Origin of the sequence: Halomonas litopenaei (assembly GCF_003045775.1) — a bacterium.
GTDB classification, from domain to species: Bacteria; Pseudomonadota; Gammaproteobacteria; order Pseudomonadales; family Halomonadaceae; genus Halomonas; species Halomonas litopenaei.
In genome coordinates this window covers 82,000-100,403 of the sequence record NZ_PXNS01000010.1, presented here as the reverse complement: position 1 = coordinate 100,403, position 18,404 = coordinate 82,000, and the positions used below count along the sequence as shown (strand labels likewise).

At 65.0% G+C, this 18,404-nt stretch carries 14 protein-coding genes; 8 read left to right on the top strand and 6 right to left on the bottom strand.

Annotated features, from left to right (window positions below; all coding sequences use genetic code 11):
- Window positions 1-44: 44 nt before the first annotated feature.
- Window positions 45-2,303 carry a dihydrolipoyl dehydrogenase family protein gene (locus C6W88_RS16400; RefSeq protein ID WP_108133255.1) on the bottom strand — a complete coding sequence of 753 codons (2,259 nt, stop codon included), beginning with the start codon at window positions 2,301-2,303 and terminating at the stop codon, window positions 45-47.
- Between the two features lie 330 nt (window positions 2,304-2,633).
- Here C6W88_RS16400 and msrA point away from each other — a divergent pair, with 330 nt between their 5' ends.
- Entirely contained in the window at window positions 2,634-3,275 is a 642-nt protein-coding gene (msrA, locus tag C6W88_RS16395; RefSeq protein WP_108133254.1) for a peptide-methionine (S)-S-oxide reductase MsrA, read from the top strand.
- 116 nt (window positions 3,276-3,391) lie between these two features.
- On the opposite strand, the gene C6W88_RS16390 is transcribed toward msrA, so the two are convergent.
- Window positions 3,392-4,612 (bottom strand): MFS transporter, encoded by a 1,221-nt coding sequence (locus tag C6W88_RS16390; protein WP_108133321.1) that lies wholly within the window; start codon window positions 4,610-4,612, stop codon window positions 3,392-3,394.
- 88 nt (window positions 4,613-4,700) lie between these two features.
- Here C6W88_RS16390 and C6W88_RS16385 point away from each other — a divergent pair, with 88 nt between their 5' ends.
- Window positions 4,701-5,588, top strand: a complete 888-nt coding sequence (locus C6W88_RS16385; RefSeq protein WP_108133253.1) for a LysR family transcriptional regulator — start codon at window positions 4,701-4,703, stop codon at window positions 5,586-5,588.
- Window positions 5,589-5,693: 105 nt separating this feature from the next.
- On the opposite strand, the gene C6W88_RS16380 is transcribed toward C6W88_RS16385, so the two are convergent.
- The gene (locus tag C6W88_RS16380; RefSeq protein WP_231498679.1) at window positions 5,694-6,320 is read right to left on the bottom strand and encodes a C40 family peptidase; all 627 of its coding nucleotides are present in this window, start codon (window positions 6,318-6,320) and stop codon (window positions 5,694-5,696) included.
- A 240-nt stretch (window positions 6,321-6,560) separates the two neighbouring features.
- Complete coding sequence (locus C6W88_RS16375) at window positions 6,561-9,017, bottom strand: DUF1266 domain-containing protein (RefSeq protein ID WP_108133252.1); 2,457 nt, start codon at window positions 9,015-9,017, stop codon at window positions 6,561-6,563.
- Between the two features lie 310 nt (window positions 9,018-9,327).
- Here C6W88_RS16375 and C6W88_RS16370 point away from each other — a divergent pair, with 310 nt between their 5' ends.
- The 3 genes from C6W88_RS16370 (at window position 9,328) to C6W88_RS16360 (ending at window position 13,708) form a co-directional block, all read left to right on the top strand.
- Complete coding sequence (locus C6W88_RS16370) at window positions 9,328-10,767, top strand: NAD-dependent succinate-semialdehyde dehydrogenase (protein ID WP_045992927.1); 1,440 nt, start codon at window positions 9,328-9,330, stop codon at window positions 10,765-10,767.
- An 89-nt stretch (window positions 10,768-10,856) separates the two neighbouring features.
- A complete protein-coding gene (gene gabT / locus C6W88_RS16365; RefSeq protein ID WP_108133251.1) occupies window positions 10,857-12,149 on the top strand; it encodes a 4-aminobutyrate--2-oxoglutarate transaminase in 1,293 nt (430 codons plus the stop codon).
- 140 nt (window positions 12,150-12,289) lie between these two features.
- The gene (locus C6W88_RS16360; RefSeq protein ID WP_108133250.1) at window positions 12,290-13,708 is read left to right on the top strand and encodes an amidase; all 1,419 of its coding nucleotides are present in this window, start codon (window positions 12,290-12,292) and stop codon (window positions 13,706-13,708) included.
- A gap of 112 nt (window positions 13,709-13,820) precedes the next feature.
- On the opposite strand, the gene C6W88_RS16355 is transcribed toward C6W88_RS16360, so the two are convergent.
- Together C6W88_RS16355 and C6W88_RS16350 are read right to left on the bottom strand one after the other, a co-directional pair.
- Window positions 13,821-14,060, bottom strand: a complete 240-nt coding sequence (locus C6W88_RS16355) for a GlsB/YeaQ/YmgE family stress response membrane protein (protein WP_045992930.1) — start codon at window positions 14,058-14,060, stop codon at window positions 13,821-13,823.
- Between the two features lie 244 nt (window positions 14,061-14,304).
- Window positions 14,305-14,859, bottom strand: coding sequence for a DUF924 family protein (locus C6W88_RS16350; RefSeq protein ID WP_108133249.1), 555 nt, complete (start codon window positions 14,857-14,859; stop codon window positions 14,305-14,307).
- Between the two features lie 102 nt (window positions 14,860-14,961).
- Here C6W88_RS16350 and C6W88_RS16345 point away from each other — a divergent pair, with 102 nt between their 5' ends.
- From C6W88_RS16345 to C6W88_RS16335, 3 genes are all read left to right on the top strand, one after another.
- A complete protein-coding gene (locus tag C6W88_RS16345) occupies window positions 14,962-15,180 on the top strand; it encodes a hypothetical protein (protein ID WP_045992932.1) in 219 nt (72 codons plus the stop codon).
- Between the two features lie 379 nt (window positions 15,181-15,559).
- Window positions 15,560-17,155 carry a solute:sodium symporter family transporter gene (locus C6W88_RS16340; protein WP_108133248.1) on the top strand — a complete coding sequence of 532 codons (1,596 nt, stop codon included), beginning with the start codon at window positions 15,560-15,562 and terminating at the stop codon, window positions 17,153-17,155.
- Window positions 17,156-17,373: 218 nt separating this feature from the next.
- Window positions 17,374-18,393 carry a GlxA family transcriptional regulator gene (locus C6W88_RS16335; RefSeq protein ID WP_231498678.1) on the top strand — a complete coding sequence of 340 codons (1,020 nt, stop codon included), beginning with the start codon at window positions 17,374-17,376 and terminating at the stop codon, window positions 18,391-18,393.
- Window positions 18,394-18,404: the final 11 nt, after the last annotated feature.

The following is an 18,404-nucleotide window of genomic DNA, read 5'->3' as shown; positions in this document are numbered from 1 at the left end:
ACCGCTTGTGTCTTCAGGTCCAGGCTACTACCTGGGCGGTTCGCTCAGTCGTTGGACTGGGCAGAGGACAGCGACGATGCTTCGTGTCGCTCGGGGCTCGCACCGGCTCGGTCTCCCGTCACCGGCTGGCTTGAGGAATCGGCGTCGTCTCCCCCGCCTCGCCGCCAATTGAAGTAACGCTCCAGATACCCCAGGACCCGCTCGGGCTTGTTCGCGTTCTTCCACACCCCGGCGGCGGCCTTTACGGCTTCCGAATGGGTCGGGTACGGGTGGATGGTCCCCAACAGCTTGTTCAGTCCGATACCGCGGGTCATTGCCAGGGTGAACTCCGCCAGCATCTCGCCAGCGCCAGCACCGACAATGGTGGCACCGAGAATGCGATCCTTGCCCGGCACGGTCAGCACCTTGACGAATCCGGTGGTATCGCCCTCGGCGATGGCCCGATCGAGCTCGGACAAGGAATAGCGGGTGACCTCGAAGGGCACCTTTTGCTCCTTGGCTTCGCGCTCGTTGAGCCCCACTCGCGCCACCTCCGGGTCACAGAAGGTGACCGCCGGCAGCGCCCGATAGCTCACATTGAAGCGCTTGAACTCGCCAAACAAGGCATTGACGGTGGCGTGCCAGGCCTGGTGGGCGCTGGCATGGGTCAGCTGGAAGGGCCCGACCACATCGCCACAGGCCCAGACATTGGGCAGCACAGACTGCAGCCCGCCATCCACGTCCAGGGTGCCGTTGTCGCGAGTGCCCACGCCCAGTTCTTCAAGCCCGAGCCCCTCGACGTTGGCCTGTCGACCCACCGCCACCAGCAACTGATCGAACTCCAGTTGCTCGATACGCGTCTCGCCTGCCTCGTTGACCTCGATCTCGAGTCGATGGAGATCGCCGTCACCGGCCACCACCTTGAGCGCCCGGGTCGACAGGCACAGCGTCACGCCGCTGGCCTCGAGCCCCTGAGCCGCCTCCCTGGCGACGTCCTCGTCTTCGCGTGGCAAGAGTTGCGGGCCCATCTCCACCAGGGTGACCTGGCTACCCAACCGGGCGAAGCTCTGGCCCAGCTCACTGCCGATCGGACCACCACCAAGCACCACCAGGCGCTTCGGCAATGCCTTTAGCTCCCACAGGTTGTCGGAGGTCAGCACCTCGATATCCTCGATCCCCGGCAACGGCGGGACTCTGGGGCGGGCACCGCTGGCGATGATCACGTGACGGGTGGTCAGCACCTGTTCGCCAACCTGCACCCGCCAGGGATCGAGCAGCCTGGCTTCTCCTTCGACCACATCGACGCCCAGGCCCCGATAACGTTCCGGACTATCATGAGGCTCGACCTCGGCGATGGCGCCGTGGACGTGGCCCATCACAGCGGCGAAGTCGACGCTTGGCTCACCGGCGCTGACACCATAGGACGGCGCCCGACGAATGTCCTCGGCGGCGCGAGCGGCGCGAATCAATGCCTTGGACGGCACACAGCCGGTATTGAGGCAGTCGCCGCCCATGCGGTGGCGCTCCACCAGGGTCACCTTGGCCTTCACCGCCGCGGCGATATAGCTTGCCACCAGGCCCGCCGAGCCTGCACCGATCACCACGATATCCCGGTCAAAACGCGACGGGCGCTGGTATTCGTCGGCGAGCCGGCGACGCTTGAGCACCGCCACCACGGCCTTGGCGATCCAGGGAAACAAGCCGATCAACACAAAGGACAGGATCAGCCCTGGCGACAGGATGCCCGCCAGCGACTCGAGTTCACCCAGTTCCCGACCAGCATTCACGAACACCATGGTACCCGGCAGCATGCCGAGCTGGCTGACCCAATAGAAGGTGGACAGACGCATGCGGGTCAGGCCGACCACCAGGTTGATCACGAAGAAGGGGAAGATCGGAATCAGCCGCAGCGTGAACAGGTAGAAGGCGCCTTCGCGCTCGATGCCGCCGTTGATTCGCGCCAGCTGGCGCGAGAAGCGCGTCTCCAGCGTCTCGCGCAGCAGGGTTCGGGCGATCACCGCGGCCAGGGTCGCGCCCAGCGAACTGGCAAAGGACACCAGCACCAGACCGATCCAGAAGCCGAACAAGGCCCCCGCCAGCAGCGTCAGCAACCCCGCCCCAGGCAGCGACAGCGCCGCCATCAGGATATAGACCGCGAAGAAGCCACCGGCCACGGTCCAGGGGTCCTCGTGGAACCATTGTTGAAATTGCGCCTGCTGGGCCTTGATCGCGTCCAGCGTAAAGGCCTCGTTGGCGCCGGTGACAAAGAACGCCACCACGGCGACGGCAATCAGTGCCAGCAAGATCCATTTGTTACGGGTCACCCGCGTCTCCTTCTAGGTCAACTGGTGTCGATGATCGGGTCGATGATCGATGGGTAGCCGTGGCCAGCAGCAGCGGCGCCCGTTGTCCTGCGCCCGTCCTGCGACGAGACGATGACCTTACCAGGAGCTGTGCGGCCGGCTATCGGGATGCAATCGAGAGTAGCAGTCTGCCTGAGTCGCGCACAGGCGACCGAGCCTTACGACCGAAAATGCAAAAAATCATCCCCTTATCGACAGCGCATGTAAGGATGCGCCTGCCACAATGACTGAACCAACCGGGAACTGCCCTACTCGAACCTTACAATGACGCCATCCTGACGGAGCCTACGAATGCGATATCCCTTCAATCAGCGTACCTTCCTGCTGGCCGGCCTGCTGACTGGTGCCGTGCTTTCCACGACCCCCGCCCTCGCCGCCGAAAAAAAGGCCATCTTCGCTGGAGGCTGCTTCTGGTGTGTCGAGGACGCCTTCGACAAGATCGATGGCGTCGAGGCTACCGTCTCTGGCTATGCGGCGGGCAACACCGACAATCCCACCTACGAAACCGTCAGCGCGGGGGGCACCGGACACGCCGAAGTGGTGGAAGTCACCTTCGACAGCGACACGGTGAGCTACCAGGATCTGCTCTACGTCTTCTGGCGCAATATCGATCCCTTCGTCGCCAACCGTCAGTTCTGCGATGAAGGCGATTCCTATCGCTCCGCCCTGCTGCCACTCAACGATGAACAGCGCGAACTGGCCGAGGCCAGCAAGGCGGACATCGCCGAGCGCTTCGACCAGCCGATCGAGACCACCATCGAAGATCCCGGCACCTTCTATCCGGCCGAAGACTATCACCAGAACTACTACCAGAAGAACAAGGTGCGCTACACCTTCTACAAGAACGCCTGCGGCCGTCCTGATCGACTCGAGGAAATCTGGGGAGACGAAGCCATGCCCCACGACGTGCCTGCCTCGTCCGCAGCATCCTGAGGGCGCGGCGCTGACAGCAACGTCATGACACACCGATCGACCCTGGTGCGAGCCAAGGTCGATCGGTCTCTGCAACGCATCTGCAACCTATCAGCAACCGCGTCGCTGTAGCGAACTCATACGTGTTCGAGTCGACGCTCGACGACGCGCTGGTGTTGTACACGCTGCAGCCGCTTTCCTAGCCGCCAGGACAGCCAGCCCGTGGTCGCCAGCACCAGCCAGCTGGCTGCCACCACCCCAGGCCAGCCCCGCCACAGCCAGAACGGCTCGAGCCACAGCGGCCCGAGACTCGCCCCCAGGTAGTAGAAGACCAGATAGAGCGCCGATGCGCCGCCTCGTCCTTCGCGGGCCTGGCGACCGACCCAGCCCGAAGCGGTGGCGTGGCACAGAAAGAAGCCGAAGGCGCTGAGGGTCAAGGCGGCAATGATGACGGCGAGCATCGGTATCAGGGACAGACCCAGCGCCAGCATCATGATGACAACGCCCAACCCCATGGTGGCGGGCGCTCCCGCTCTGGCGACGACCCTGGCAGATAACGTCGAGCCCAGAGTGCCGCCCAGGTAGGTCAGAAACAGCAGGCCCAGCCAGCGGGGTCCGAGAGCAAAGGGTGCCTCGGCCAGACGAAAGGTCATGTAGCTGTACTGGTTGATGAACACCAGGAAGTTGAGACCACCGATCAGATAGGCCGACAGCAGCCATGGGTTGGCCAGGTGGCCACGCATCTGGCGGCAGGCGTGCCCCACTCGAAAGGGTTGAGGGGCAAAGGCGCTGGCCGCCGGTAGCAGCCACCAGAACACCGCCACGCCTACCAGGGTCAAACCGCCAACCGCCACGAAGCTCGCCTGGACGCCATACCATTCACCGATGACGCCTCCCAGCACGCGACCACCGATACCGCCCAGGGTATTGGCCGCGATATAGAGCCCCACGGCTCGACTCATCGCCTCCGGCGAGAACTCGTCGCCCATCCAGGCGATCGCCACCGCCGGCAGCCCTCCCAGGGCGACCCCCTGCAGCACGCGCGCGACCAGCAGCCAGTCGAGCCCAGGCGCAAATGCCGCCAACAGTGTCGCGAGAGCTGCCACCGACAGGCTCGCACGCATGATACCGCCCCGCCCGATGGCGTCGGACAAGGGCCCGTAGACCAGCAACGAGAGCGCCAGGGTCAGGGTGGCAAGCGACATCACCAGGCCCACCTTCAGGGTTGAAGCCTCATGGATATCGCGCAGCAGCGGCAGCAATGGCTGGGGGGCGTAGAGGTTGATGAACACCAGCATCGAGCCCAGACACAGGGCGAGGGTCGCCCTGCGCCAGGCAGGGGTATTGGCGTGAATCATGGTGGTCTCCGGTTGGCCTCGCCCATCTTCCATGCTTCACTACCATCACACCAACAGAAGAAAATGATGCTATCCATCACATTCGCTTATGTCGCTACCCTTTGACCTGCGCTCGCTGTCGCTGTTTGTCGCGGTGGTGGAGCACGGCGGCTTCAGCGCCGCCGCCCGCGTCCGTCACATCGCCCAGTCCGCCGTCAGCCAGACCATCGCGGGCCTGGAGCGACGCCTCGACACTCGTCTGTTCGAACGCCACGATCGGCGTGTTCGACTGACACCAGAAGGTGAGGTGCTGCTGGAACATGCCCGACGGCTACTCGCCGACGCCAGTGCCACCGAACTGGCGCTGAAGGAACTCAACGGCCTGGTAAAGGGCGAAGTGCGCATCGGCATCCCCTCGATGCTGGGCTCCTACTATCTGCCGCCGCTGCTGATGGGCTTTGCCGCACGCCACCCTGGCATCCGCATGACGGTGATCGAGGCGGGCGCCCGCCGACTGCAGGCAATGATCAAGGCTCGCGAGCTGGACCTGGGAATCGTGGTCGAGGATGGCAGTACCTGCGAACTGGAAACCGAGGCCCTGCTGCGTGCCGAGATGGTGGTCTGCACGCCCCGGGACCATCCCTTCACGGCACGCCACAGCGTGACCCCGGAAGCCTTTCTGAGCGAGCCCCTGGTGCTGTTTCAGGACGGCTATTTTCACCGCGAGTTTGTCGACGCCATGGCCCGACGGCTGGATATCCAGCCCCGCCTGACGTTCCAGTCGAATCTGATCCCGCTGACCAAGGCCATCGTCCGCCAGGGCTTTGGCATCACCACCTTTCTGCGTCGGGTGATCGAGGAAGATGACCTGTCGGCGGTGTCCTTTGACCCCGCCGCCTGGCTGACCCTGTCGCTGGCCTGGCAGCCACAGGGCTACCTGTCACGCGCCGAGCGCGCCTTTATCGACTACGCCCTGTCGCAACGCGACTCCCTGTAACCAGGAGTCGTCGAGGGCTAGCCAGGGCCTGCGAACGCAAACGGGGCGAGCCCAGTACAAGGCTCGCCCCGTTGTGGTGGCGACGTCGATGGCGCCGAGGACGCTTCAGCCGCCCATGCCCGCCGGGCTGTAGGCGAACTGGCGCATGCTCAACCGGGTGGGTTCCAGCGGTCGACGCGCCTGCCAGTAGTAGCGGCGCCAGTAGCTGTTATCCAGCTTGGAGATCATCACACCGCGCGACGATGAGGCGTGCAGAAAGCGCCCCTGGCCGACGTAGATGCCGACGTGGCGGTTGCCCGGAGGACGAAAGAACACCAGATCGCCGGGAGACAGCTGATCACGCGTGATCGGTTCGCCGGTATGCACCTGGCTGCCGGTGGTGCGCGGCAGTTGCACCTGGAAGGCGTCGCTGAAGATGTTCTGCACCAGCGCCGAGCAGTCGATGCCGCTCATGCCGGTGCCGCCGAAACGATAGGGCGTACCCGCCCAGCGATCGTGCTCCGCCATCAGCGCCTCGCGGATGGCAGCGGCGGGATCTTCAAGGAAGCTTCCCCCTGCCGCTGGGTCCTCCAGCGGGGACATGCGCGAGGCGGCGCGTTCGGCCAGGCTCGGCATATCACGGGAAAAGTAGTCGTTATCGGCGGTATTCTGGTAGTTCGATGCCGCACAGCCTGACAGCAGGCCAAGCAACACCATCGCCGCTGTCACGCGGCTTGTCTGGGCGACGCTCATGCGACACACACCTCATTCCCTGAACCGGCCTGGCTGACGGCCTGCCGGCGCCCAAGAGCCGCTGTGGAAGTGACGCACTCGTGTCACTACCATAACGCCCCTCAGCTGCAAGTTTGACAATTCGGCCTCCTTCTTGATGGGAGGCCTGACGAAAGATCAATACGATACTAGCCAAAATTATCCGATCTGACGATAGATCAGGACAATTTTTTGGCGTTTTTTTCTGCTGTTTCGCGACGATCAGTGCAGGGTTCGTCCATCTCCCGGCAAGGTATCGATGTGAAGCGGTGCCCAATGGCGGGGACGCGCACCCGGGAAATCCAGGCTGGCCCAGGTGCCGGCGAGGGGCGGAGCGCCCGACAGCCAGGCCACCAGCGCCTGGCGGAAGCTGGCCAGAAACGCTTCGCGCTCAGGGGTTTCCCCCATGAAGAACGAAAATCCTGCATAGAGACCCCGGGCATACTCCTGCCAACCGGCGTAGTGCTCCGACGCCAACTGGTGCGCACGCTCCAGCAGTGCCAGGAAGTCCTGCTGAGCCAGCCAGCCCAGCTGGCGACCGGCGATCGCCAGGTCGACCGCCTGGGCCAGGTCCCAGGCACACATGTCGACGTCATTGCACTGGTCGGCGTTGTCACGTACCCGCAGCAGGCGCTCCAGGTGGTTGCGCTCTTCCTCGTTGCACTCACCGGACTCCAGGGTCGCAATCTCGGAATTCAGGCGCGCGCTGTTGAGGGTGTAGGGCGCGTAGTTGATCTGATATTCCTGGCGATCACCGGCGTCCAACAGAAAGCGCACGAAATCGATCAGCTCGGTGGCGGAGTGCAGGCCGTAGTGTCCATCGATCCACTCCAGGATCGAAGCCCCTTCCCGGTCGCTTTCCGGCTGCGGCAGGCTCCAGGCGGCGGTGTTCAAGGGTCCCACCAGCGACAGCGCGGTAAAGTGCATCAGGCTCGGACGCTCGCCAGGCTCGCGCCAATCGCCGCTGCGCCACTCGAGCCAGTGGAACAGGCTACCCGGATCGTCCAGGTGCCAGCGAATCTCGTAGGTCAAGGAAGGCTGATCCGGTTCCGGCAACAGCGCATCCCAGGTCGCCCAGGCCTCGAGCAGGCGCTTGGGGGTGCTGTAGAACCGACACAGCACATCGCGCAGGGACGCCGCCATATCGGTCAGGCTGTCCTCGTCGAACTGCTCACTGTCCATGCTCATCAGCAAGTAGAAGGCGTACTTCTCGGCCATATGGATGGTCGCCGAATGGCGGGTCGCCCTGGCCAGGCCATCACGACCTGCCAGATCCGCCTGGGGCGCATCGCCAAAGGGGGTTCTGGCCGATGGCAGCGCTCGATGCGCCGCGTCAGCCGCCAGCTGATTGAGATGATGGGCCTGGGCCGGCAGCCAGTAGCGCACCAGTGAGCGGGCGCCCTCGTCGGGGTGCAGATCGAGGGTCTCCGCCAGGTACTTGCGCGCCTCGTCACGACGTGCCTGGGGCAGCGGCGGAATCGGCCCCTGACGTGCCGCCAGCTCGGGTTCACGCACCGAGGCCAGCGCCAGCACCCAGTGGCGAGGTGAGGCGCGCCACTGCCTGGCCGCCTGGCGTGATGCCTCGACCTGCTCCTGGTCGAGCAACTCCTGCAACGAGCCATGCCAAGGGCTCACCGGCGAGCCCATCAGCAACTGCCAGTCGGCTGCCAGGGTCGGCAGCCGGTCCTGACCTTCGAACAGACCACGGCCGCGCTGATAGGAGCGCGCCAGGGCGCTCCAGTCACTGTAGCGACGCTGGACCAGATCGCCTGCGTGATGCGCCAGCAGCGACGCTTCCTGGGGTGTCAGCCAGCCGATGCAGCTGCCGGCCCAGGCCAGATCCACCGCCCTCAGCCAGTCCCAGGCGGCCCACTCCAGCGGCTCCCCCTGATCCACGTAGCGGCACAGAAGGCGGCCGTATGGGCGCTCCTGAGGCGCCAGCCCCTCACACCAGGCCTGGCGTTCGCCGGCACTGACCGCCATCAACCGCGCGGCGTCGATATCCCAGCCCTGGCGATCCCCCTGACTGGTCAGCCACAGCAAGGCGCGCTTGAGATCCTCGGCGCCGTGAATCTGCCAGACTTCCCCCAGCCAGGCCTCGACCCCGTCCCAGTCATCGATGCTGGCCGGCGTCATCAGTACCGGCGAGAAGGCCGCCCGCAATCGCCAGACACGATCTTCCGGGCTGTCGGGCCAGAGGGCGGCGGCAGGCTCGCGACTCAGCGCAGTGCCGAGCAACGGCCAGGTGATGCCGGCGCCCTCGCCTTCCAGCTTCGACAGCGCCCGGCAGGTATCGAGCAAGCCCTCATCGCCGCGAAGCCAGCCTTCGCCGCTGCGGGAGGCGCAGAGTGCCTCCAGCCATTCATCCAGGCTTGCGTGACGATGGTGGATGTCGCTGCACAGGCGTGCTGCCCAGCCACGACTTACCTCGGCCGACATCCATCCCGACGCCCCTGCCAGGGCCACCAGCTCAAGCGCTCCCAGCAGGTGGGAGGCAGGCACCGTGTTCGCAGCATTGAGCTCGAGCAGGCGCCACCCCAGTTCGCCCCGGTCGGGGATCTCGAGGGCGGCCAATCGCTCACGTGCCGCCTCTTCAGGCAGCATCAAGGGGTCAGGCATAAAGGCCCAGTCGCACAGCACCAGTTGCTGAGCCCACCAGGCATTGAGCGGATCAACCAAGTCTCACCTCGCAGAAACACGGAGTCAGGCCAGCCCGGTCCGGCCTGACACAAGGCGCCAAGGACCATCGCTTCGGGCAGCTAGAAGTCGGCGACACAGTGTACCGGAAACTGTTCGCCACGCCGATGGCGATTGTTGCCGATAGATCTTCCAGACCTGGGCCTCGAGGGCCCGGCAAGCCTCATCGATGCATTCTTCGAACGGGCGTAAAAAATTCCGATCACAGCCCTTGGCGAGATGTTTCAAATAATGCACACTCGTCAATCATGACATAACACCCCTCTTCTCTGACCCTTTCCGGAGCTCCCGCATGTCCCACGTTCAGGACCTGATCATCGACAAGGCGTACATCGGCGGCCAGTGGCGTGACGCCGATCGCCACTTCAGCGTCACCAATCCCGCCACCGGCGAGACCCTGGCCGAGGTGCCGGACTTGAACGCCGAGGAAGTCCGCGAAGCCATCGGTGCCGCCGATGCGGCCTGGGCCGGCTGGAAGCGCAAGACCGCCAAGGAGCGCTCGGCCCTGCTGCGCGCCTGGTTCAACAGCATCATGGACCACCAGGAAGCCCTGGCCGAACTGATGACCCGTGAACAGGGCAAGCCGCTGGCCGAGTCCCGTGGCGAGGTCGCCTACGGCGCTGCCTTCGTCGAGTTCTACGCCGAGGAAGCCAAGCGTGTGGCTGGCGAGACCCTGCCGGGCCACGGACCCGACAAGCGTATCCTGGTGTTCCGCGAGCCGGTCGGTGTGGTCGCCGCCATCACCCCCTGGAACTTCCCGCTGGCGATGATCACCCGCAAGTGCGCCCCGGCCATGGCCGCCGGCTGCACCGTGGTGGTCAAGCCGGCCGAGGCCACCCCGCTGACCGCCCTGGCGCTGGCCAAGCTCGCTGAAGACGTGGGCATCCCCGCCGGCGTGCTCAACGTGGTGACCTCGAGCTCCCCGCGCGAAGTCGGCCCGGTACTGACCGGCGATGCCCGAGTACGCAAGGTGTCCTTCACCGGCTCCACCCCGGTGGGCAAGATCCTGCTGGCCCAGTGCGCCGACACCGTGAAGAAGGCCTCCATGGAGCTTGGCGGCAACGCGCCCTTTATCGTCTTCGATGACGCCGACCTGGACGCCGCCGTCGAGGGTGCCATCGCCTCCAAGTACCGCAACTCCGGCCAGACCTGCGTATGCACCAACCGCTTCCTGGTTCAGGACGGCGTCTACGATGCCTTTGTCGAGAAGCTGGCCAAGCGCGTGGGCGAGCTGAAGGTCGGCAACGGCCTCGAGGACGGTGTGGTTCAGGGTCCCCTGATCAACTCGGCAGCGGTGGACAAGGTGCAGTCGCACATCGCTGACGCCCTCGACAACGGTGCCCGCCTGGTCGCCGGCGGTGAGGCCCTGGAGGGCACCTTCTTCCAGCCCACGGTACTGGCCGACGTGACCACCGACATGCGTGTCGCCCGGGAAGAGACCTTCGGGCCGCTGGCCCCGGTGTTCCGCTTCTCCAGCGACGACGAAGCCATCGCCATGGCCAACGACACCGAATTCGGTCTGGCCGCCTACTTCTATGCCACCGACTATCGCCGTATCTGGCGCACCATGGAACAACTCGAGTACGGCATGGTCGCCATCAATGAGGGCATCCTCTCTACCGAGCTCGCCCCCTTCGGCGGCGTCAAGGAATCGGGTCTCGGTCGCGAAGGTTCACGCCATGGCCTCGATGAGTACACAGAGCTGAAGTACGCCTGTGTCGGCGGCCTCTAAGGGCCAGCCCCGTCTCCCCGGGGCACGCCCTGCGTGTCCCGGACCTAGCGTCTACCCTATACATTCAGTGCCCTCAAAGGAGTCACGACATGAATAACGCTCAGCTGAACGAACTCAAAGACAAGTACGTCGCCAAGGGCGCGGCCAGCCCCGCCACCGCCTTCGCCGATCGCGCCAAGAACGCTGAACTGTGGGATGCCGATGGCAACCGCTTCATCGACTTCGCCGGCGGTATCGGCGTGCTCAACATCGGTCACTGCCACCCCAAGGTGGTGCAGGCGGTCAAGGACCAGCTCGACAAGGTGATGCACACCTGCCAGACCGTGATGCCCTACGAGGGCTACGTGAAGGTCGCCGAAAAGCTTGCTGCGATCACCCCGGTGCGCGGTGAGGCCAAGGTGATGCTGGCCAACTCCGGCGCCGAGGCGCTGGAAAACGCGGTCAAGATCGCCCGCGCCGCCACCGGTCGCAACAACGTCATCTGCTTCGACGGCGGCTACCACGGCCGTACCTTCATGACCATGGCGATGAACGGCAAGGTTGCCCCCTACGCCAGCGACTTCGGCACCATGCCGGGTTGTGTGTTCCGCGCCGGCTACCCGGTGGCCGAGCACGGCATCAGCGAGGAAGAGGCGGTGCGTCGCCTCAAGATGGTGCTGAAGACCGACGCCAACCCCAAGGATACCGCCGCCATCGTGCTCGAGCCGGTACTGGGTGAAGGCGGCTTCTACCCCGCGCCGCAGAGCTTCCTCGAGAAGATCCGCGAGATCTGTGACGAACACGGCATCCTGATGATCGTCGACGAGGTCCAGAGCGGCTTCGGTCGTACCGGCAAGATGTTCGCCATCGAACACAGCGGCGTGAAGCCGGACCTGATGACCATGGCCAAGAGCATGGCCGCAGGCATGCCGATCTCCGCCGTGGTCGGCACCGCCGAGCACATGGACGCCTCCGGCGGCAACTCGCTGGGCGGCACCTACTCCGGCAGCCCGGTGTCCTGCGCCGCGACCCTGGCGGTGATGGAGGTGTTCGAGGAAGAGGACATCCTGGCCAAGAGCCAGGCGCTGGGCGACAAGCTGGCCAAGCGTTTTGCCCAGTGGGCGAGCGACTTCGACGCCGTGGTCCACCCGCGCAACCTGGGTTCCATGGCCGCCTTCGAACTCAACGGCAAGGACGGTCAGCCGGCTCCGGATCTCGCCGCCGCCCTGTGCAAGCGTGCCCGGGAGCAGGGCCTGATCCTGCTGTCCTGCGGCATGTTCGGCAACACCATCCGCTTCTTGATGCCGGTCACCATCGAGGACAAGGTACTCGAGGAAGGCCTGGACATCGTCGAGCAGAACCTCAAGGCCCTGGTCGGCAGCGAAGCCGCCGCCACCGCCTGATCGTGAAGCCTTGACGGCCTGAGCCGTCAGCCGATGACGCCACCGGTCCCGCCGGTGGCGTCATCGTTTGTGGGGGTTGGCAACACTATGCCGAATCAAGCTAGGGTAAGGGTCCATCCATGGACGCGAGGGACCCGACCATGCAAGAGGACGAACTGGGCATTCTGGGCGTTGCCGCGCTGACGGAGCACTATCGCAGCGGCGACGCCTCCCCCCTGGAAGCTACACGGGCGGCGCTTGCGCGCATCGAGCGCTTCAACGACGCCGTCAATGCCTACACCTACGTCGACGCCGAGGGTGCCGAAAAGGCGGCCAAGGCGTCGGCACGTCGCTGGGGCCGGGGCAAGCCGCTGAGTCCGATCGACGGTGTTCCGGTCTCGCTCAAGGATCTGACCAACGTGGCCGGCATGCCGACGTCCAACGGCTCGCTGCTGGGTTCAAGCGAGCCCTGCGATGCCGACGCGCCACCGGCGAAACGCCTGAGAGAGGCCGGCGCCATCCTGCTGGGCAAGACCAACACGCCGGAAGACGGCTGGAAGGCGGTCACCGACAATCGGGTGTTCGGCGCCACCTGCAACCCCTGGGATACCCGCCTGACCGCAGGAGGTTCGTCCGGCGGTGCTGCCGCCGCAGCGGCCCTCAACATGGGGGTGTTGCACCAGGGCGGCGACTCCGGCGGCTCGATCCGCATTCCCGCCGCCTTCTGCGGGGTGTTCGGCTTCAAGCCGACCTTCGGCTGGACGCCCCAGTGGCCGCCGGCGGAAGAACCGACGCTGTCCCATATCGGACCCATCGCCCGCAGCGTCGACGACGCCGTGGCGATGCTCAATGTCATTGGCCGCTACGACTATGTCGATCCCTACGCCACCCGGGGCCAGCCGGAGGACTGGGGCCAGGATATCGGCAAGGGGCTCGAGGGACTGCGCATCGCCTTTTCCACCGATCTGGGCTTCGCCGAGGTGGACCCTCAGGTCGCCACACGGGTCAGAGAAGCGGCGGATCGCATGCGCGATCTGGGCGCGGAGATCTGCGAGGTGGATCCAGAGCTGCCCTCGCCGCTATGGATCTTTCAGCGGCTGTGGTTCACCGCCTCGCTGGAGATGGTCTCGCAGCTCAGCGACAGCGAACGCGCCAAGCTGGACCCCGGCCTCTACGAGAACGCCCTGCGTGCAGAAGAGTGGAAGGCCGTGGAGCTGTTTCGCGCCCAGGCGGCCCGAGCCGAGCTGACCATGCGTCTTGAGCAGTTCAACCAGGACTACCACCTGCTGATGACGCCCTCGGTGCCGATCAGCCCCTTCGAGATCAACCACCAGGTGCCGCCGGGTAGCCAGATGCGCGACTGGGAGGAGTGGGCGCCATTCTCCTACCCCTTCAACCTGAGCCAGCAGCCGGCCGCCTCGGTACCCTGCGGTTTCACCGACCGTGGCCTGCCGGTGGGTTTCCAGCTGGCCGGCGGCAAGTTCGACGACGCCCGGGTACTGCGCGCCTGCCACGCCTTTCTCGAGGCACATCCGCCGCGCTTCCCGACCCTGCCGGACCCGGCCCAGCGCGCCGGCTGAGCGGTGCATCAGGCCCCTGGCAGGGGCCACCTACGACAAGGGCCCGGTGCAGTGCACCGGGCCCCTTGCGATGACGGCGAGTCGCCGCCATTCGGTCGCTGATCAGAGCGCGCTAACCGCGTAGCTTGCCCACACCCCACAGCAGCACCACGGCACCCACCACCGCTGTGACCAGTGAACCGATAAAGCCGCCGCTGGACAGCCCCACCAGGCTGAACAGCAGGCCGCCAATCAGGGCACCTACCACGCCGACGCCGATGTTGCCGAGCAGGCCGAAGCCGCCGCCACGCATGATGTTGCCCGCGATCCAGCCCGCCAGACCACCGATGATCAACCACGCGATAAAGCTCATTGCGTTCTCCTTTCGTCACTGAATGGAAACTTGCGAATCATTCACCCTCGCTCCTTCGACCAAATCCCTTGACCAGGGCGCGAGGTGCCGCGTCGATCGCCCGCGGACGATCTTCACCGCTCACAGCTATACCATTACATCAATGCATACGAAAGTAGGGATATGTCACGTAATGTGAGACGCGACAGCACGAATGCCGTCCGGTGACGCTGGGTCAGCGCCGATGACAGCCCCTTCGTCGCGACTAGAATCGGTTGCCGGGCTGGGCAAGAAAGGCCAGCTCCTCGGCGGTGGACGCTCGTCCCAGCGCCTCATTGCGCTGAGGATAACGACCAAAACGCACCAGTACCTCGCGGTGGCGATGTTCGTGGTGCAGGTTGTGCTCGAGTCCCGGTTGGTCGAACAGACGCAGCGCCTCGTCGTGCACACGCAACGACTCGCTGTGCATATAGGGCATGTACAGGAAGGCTCGCCAGGGAGGATCGAGCACCCGATCTGCGCGCTGGGACACCGCCTCCTGGGCCAGTACCAGGGCCTGACCGTCACAGGCGAAGGCTCGCGGCTCGCCGCGGTAGATGTTGCGAGAGAACTGATCGAGCACCAGGATTTCCGCCAGCCGCCCGCGGGCCGAGGTACGCCACTGCCAGGTCTCGCCGGCGGCCGCCGCCGCCAGGGTCGCACCGAAGTCATGGCGGATACGGCCATCCAGCGCATCATCCTTGGCAAACCACTGTTTTGGTGTCAGCGTCTGAAACCAGAACTCGATCACTTCGTCGGCTCGCACCACCCTGTCGGTCATGGCAGACTCCCCTTCGCTCGCTTGTGACCCAGGCGGCCGCGCCCTTTCGCTCGCGGATTCCGCCACGTCGCCCCTCTGCCACAGGATGCCCAGGGACAGCCCATGACCTCGTTTGAACTGCTTCGATCGCTCGCCGTGGTGTTTCATCTCACGGGCTTGCTGGTCTGCCTGCTCGGCCTTCACCTGGCACGCCACCCGCAGCGCCGATGGCCCGGTCGTGCACTGGCCCTGTGCGGCTTTATCATCGCGGCAACGCCGACACTGCTGCAACTGTTCGGCATCATCGAGCCTGTGCCGATTTCAGCAGCTCCGCCAAACTGACCCGCTGCGACAAAAGACGTATGGCTCGCCACGGCGAGCCGATTAGACTTGCGATCACGTAGTTGGAATACGCAACCGTCGGTTAACTTAATCCTTTAAGTTCGACGTCTTTCTGGAAAAAGACGAAGACTTTCGGAATTTCCACCGACTTGACGTCAATGCGACACTGCGCGAACCCGCGCTGCTTCAGCGCCAAAAGATGCACTGCAGCGGGCAGGATGACGCAAGCGCTGCAAAGATACTTCCTGGGTGTCGGCGCCACTGGCCTGCCAGCTGGCGCTCGGCACGGACATCGACCCAAGTGCGGTAATCGCCATGCCCCCTTTGGGAGGTGGCTCACGACCACGCCGCACCGGACAACGACCGCAAGGATGACACCATGCCCCTACTCACCTTCGCGTCCTTCCTGTTCTTTACAGGACTGGTCGCCTTCATCACCTGGCGCATCACCCGCCGTGACGACCATTCAAGCACCAGCGGCTTCTTCCTGGCGGGACGCAGCCTGACCTTCCCGCTGATCGCCGGCTCGCTGTTGATGACCAACCTGTCCACCGAGCAGATGGTCGGCCTCAACGGCTCCGCCTTCACCGATGGCCTCAGCGTGATGGCCTGGGAGGTGGTGGCGGTCATGGCGCTGGTGGCGCTGGCGCTGTTCTTCCTGCCGCGCTTTCTGAAAAGCGGCATCGCCACCCTGCCCCAGCTGCTCGAGATTCGCTTCGACAAGGGCACCCAACTGATCACCAACGTGATCTTCCTGATCGCCTACGCGGTGGTACTGCTGCCGATCATCCTCTACTCCGGCGCCATCGGCCTGCAGGGCATGCTCGACCTGTCCGGGCTCACCGGCATCGAATCCAGCACCACCCTGCTGTGGCTGACGGTGTGGATCGTCGGCATCATCGGCTCCATCTATGCCCTGTTCGGGGGCCTGCGCACCGTTGCCGTGTCGGATACCCTCAATGGCGTCGGCCTGTTGATCGGTGGCTTCGTGATCGTCTACTTCGGCCTTCAGGCGGTCAGCGACAATGGCGGTGTGCTCGCCGGCTGGGAGATCCTCAAGGAATCCAACCCCGACAAGATGAACTCCATCGGTGGCAGCGAGCAGAGCGTCCCCTTCTTCACCCTGTTCACCGGCGTCTTCCTGATCAACGTCTTCTACTGGACCACCAACCAGCAGATCATCCAGCGGACCTTCGCCGCCAAGAACCTGGCCGAGGGCCAGAAGGGCGTGCTGCTGACCGGCTTCTTCAAGCTGCTGGGGCCCCTGTACCTGGTCCTGCCGGGCATCATCGCCTACCACCTGTACGCCGATCAGGGCGTCAAGGCTGACGCGGCCTACGGCCACCTGGTGTTCAACGTGCTGCCGGCGCCACTCACCGGCTTCTTCGCCGCGGTGATGGTCGGCGCCATCCTGTCTTCCTTCAACTCGGCGCTGAACTCCACCACCACCCTGTTCAGTCTGGGCCTCTACAAGGCGGTCCTGAAGAAGGACGCCACCGAGGCTCAGGTGGTCAAGTCGAGCCAGGTGTTCGGCTGGATCATGGCCATCTCCGCGATGATCATCGCGCCACTGCTGGCCGGCCAGGAAAGCCTGTTCGGTTATCTGCAGAAGATGAACGCCATCTACTTCATCCCCATCCTGGCGGTGGTGGTGGTCGGCCTGCTGACCCGGCGGGTGCCCCCCATGGCGGCCAAGATCGCCCTGGTGGGTGGCTGTCTGGCCATCTTCTGTGGCTACTTCATCCCGCCCTTCAACAAGCTGCCGGTGATCATGCACGAGTTCCACTTCGTCGCCCTGGTGTTCGTGCTGCTGGTGGCATTGATGCTGGTGATCGGCAAGCTGCGCCCGCGCGCTGAGGCCTGGAAGCAGGAGGACGTGGGCGCCGTCGACCTGACGCCCTGGAAGGGCGCCGTGCCGGCGGGCATCGTGCTGGTGATCCTGGTCATCGCCATCTACCTGGCCTTTGCCGGCTGATGCTCCCGATCTCCGACGGACCAGAACCTGACCGTCACCACGGTCTGCTCTGACCGCGACGCCCCGCCCTGTCAAGGCGGGGCGTCGTCGTTGTGGACACCGTATGTCCATATCGGTGGGGTATTGGTCCTTGCCGACATTCCTGACCTCCCCCAGACTCCAGAGATTCGCTGTCGCGCCGTTGTCAGGTGCGCCCCCCCTTCTCTGGAGCCCCCATCGTGACCACGACTCGAGACGTCGCCCTGCTGGCCTACCCCGACTGTCAGATGCTCGACGTCAGCGGCCCCTGGCAGGTCTTCGCCAGCGCCAACGACGTGCTGGGCAAGCCTGCCTACCGGCTACGTCTGATCGGCCGAAGTGCGAGCGAACTGGTCACCAACGGCGGTCTGCGACTCCTGCCGGATCTTGACTGGGAAGGGTGGGAGAGCGAACTCGACAAGCCCCCCGATGCTGGCGGCAACGGCCGCGACCTGACCACCCTGCTCATCGCCGGAGGCCACGGCGTCTTCGTCCAGTGCCAGCAACAGCGCTGGCGCGAACGACTGACGCGGGTGGCGCCGCACCTCGGGCGCCTGGGCGCCGTCTGCACCGGCGCCTTCCTGCTGGCCGATGCGGGCCTGCTCGACGGACGCAGCGCCACCACCCACTGGCGCCACTGTCGACAGCTTGCCGACGACTTTCCGCAGGTAAGGGTCCAGGCCGATGCGCTCTACGTCCATGACGGCGGGCGCTACACCAGCGCCGGGGTCACCGCCGGCATCGACCTGGCACTGTCGCTGGTCGAGAGTGATCTGGGCGCAGAAGCCGCCGCAGCGGTGGCCCGCGAACTGGTGATGTTCCTCCATCGCCCCGGCGGCCAGTCCCAGTTCAGCGAACTGCTGTCTCGCCAGCATCGTTGCGGCCCCCGCCTGCGCCCCTTGATCGATCGACTGCACGCCGACCCCGGCGGCGCCTTCGACCTGGAGAGCATGGCCGACAGCCTGAAGATCACCCCACGCCACCTGACCCGGCTGTTTCGCCACCACCTGGACACCAGTCCCGGCGAGTATCTCACCGGACTGCGCCTGGAGGCGGCTCGGCGCGAGCTGGTGCGTGGCGAAACCTCGCTGGAACGCCTCGCTTCACGCTGGCGCCTGGGCACCAGCGAACAATTGAGACGCCAGTTCCATCGCCACTATGGCGTTTCGCCGTCGATCTACCGCGCGCGCTTCGGCGCCGATTCAGCGAACCATCGCTGAGTCACCGCCTC

Bases quoted from the DNA above. Each gene is read 5' to 3' on its own strand.
- C6W88_RS16350 (WP_108133249.1), bottom strand. From the start codon at position 14,859: ATGACCGACAGGGTGGTGCGAGCCGACGAAGTGATCGAGTTCTGGTTT.
- msrA (WP_108133254.1), top strand. From the start codon at position 2,634: ATGCGATATCCCTTCAATCAGCGTACCTTCCTGCTGGCCGGCCTGCTG.
- C6W88_RS16385 (WP_108133253.1), top strand. From the start codon at position 4,701: ATGTCGCTACCCTTTGACCTGCGCTCGCTGTCGCTGTTTGTCGCGGTG.
- C6W88_RS16340 (WP_108133248.1), top strand. From the start codon at position 15,560: ATGCCCCTACTCACCTTCGCGTCCTTCCTGTTCTTTACAGGACTGGTC.
- C6W88_RS16345 (WP_045992932.1), top strand. From the start codon at position 14,962: ATGACCTCGTTTGAACTGCTTCGATCGCTCGCCGTGGTGTTTCATCTC.
- C6W88_RS16390 (WP_108133321.1), bottom strand. From the start codon at position 4,612: ATGATTCACGCCAATACCCCTGCCTGGCGCAGGGCGACCCTCGCCCTG.
- C6W88_RS16380 (WP_231498679.1), bottom strand. From the start codon at position 6,320: ATGAGCGTCGCCCAGACAAGCCGCGTGACAGCGGCGATGGTGTTGCTT.
- C6W88_RS16370 (WP_045992927.1), top strand. From the start codon at position 9,328: ATGTCCCACGTTCAGGACCTGATCATCGACAAGGCGTACATCGGCGGC.
- C6W88_RS16360 (WP_108133250.1), top strand. From the start codon at position 12,290: ATGCAAGAGGACGAACTGGGCATTCTGGGCGTTGCCGCGCTGACGGAG.
- gabT (WP_108133251.1), top strand. From the start codon at position 10,857: ATGAATAACGCTCAGCTGAACGAACTCAAAGACAAGTACGTCGCCAAG.
- C6W88_RS16355 (WP_045992930.1), bottom strand. From the start codon at position 14,060: ATGAGCTTTATCGCGTGGTTGATCATCGGTGGTCTGGCGGGCTGGATC.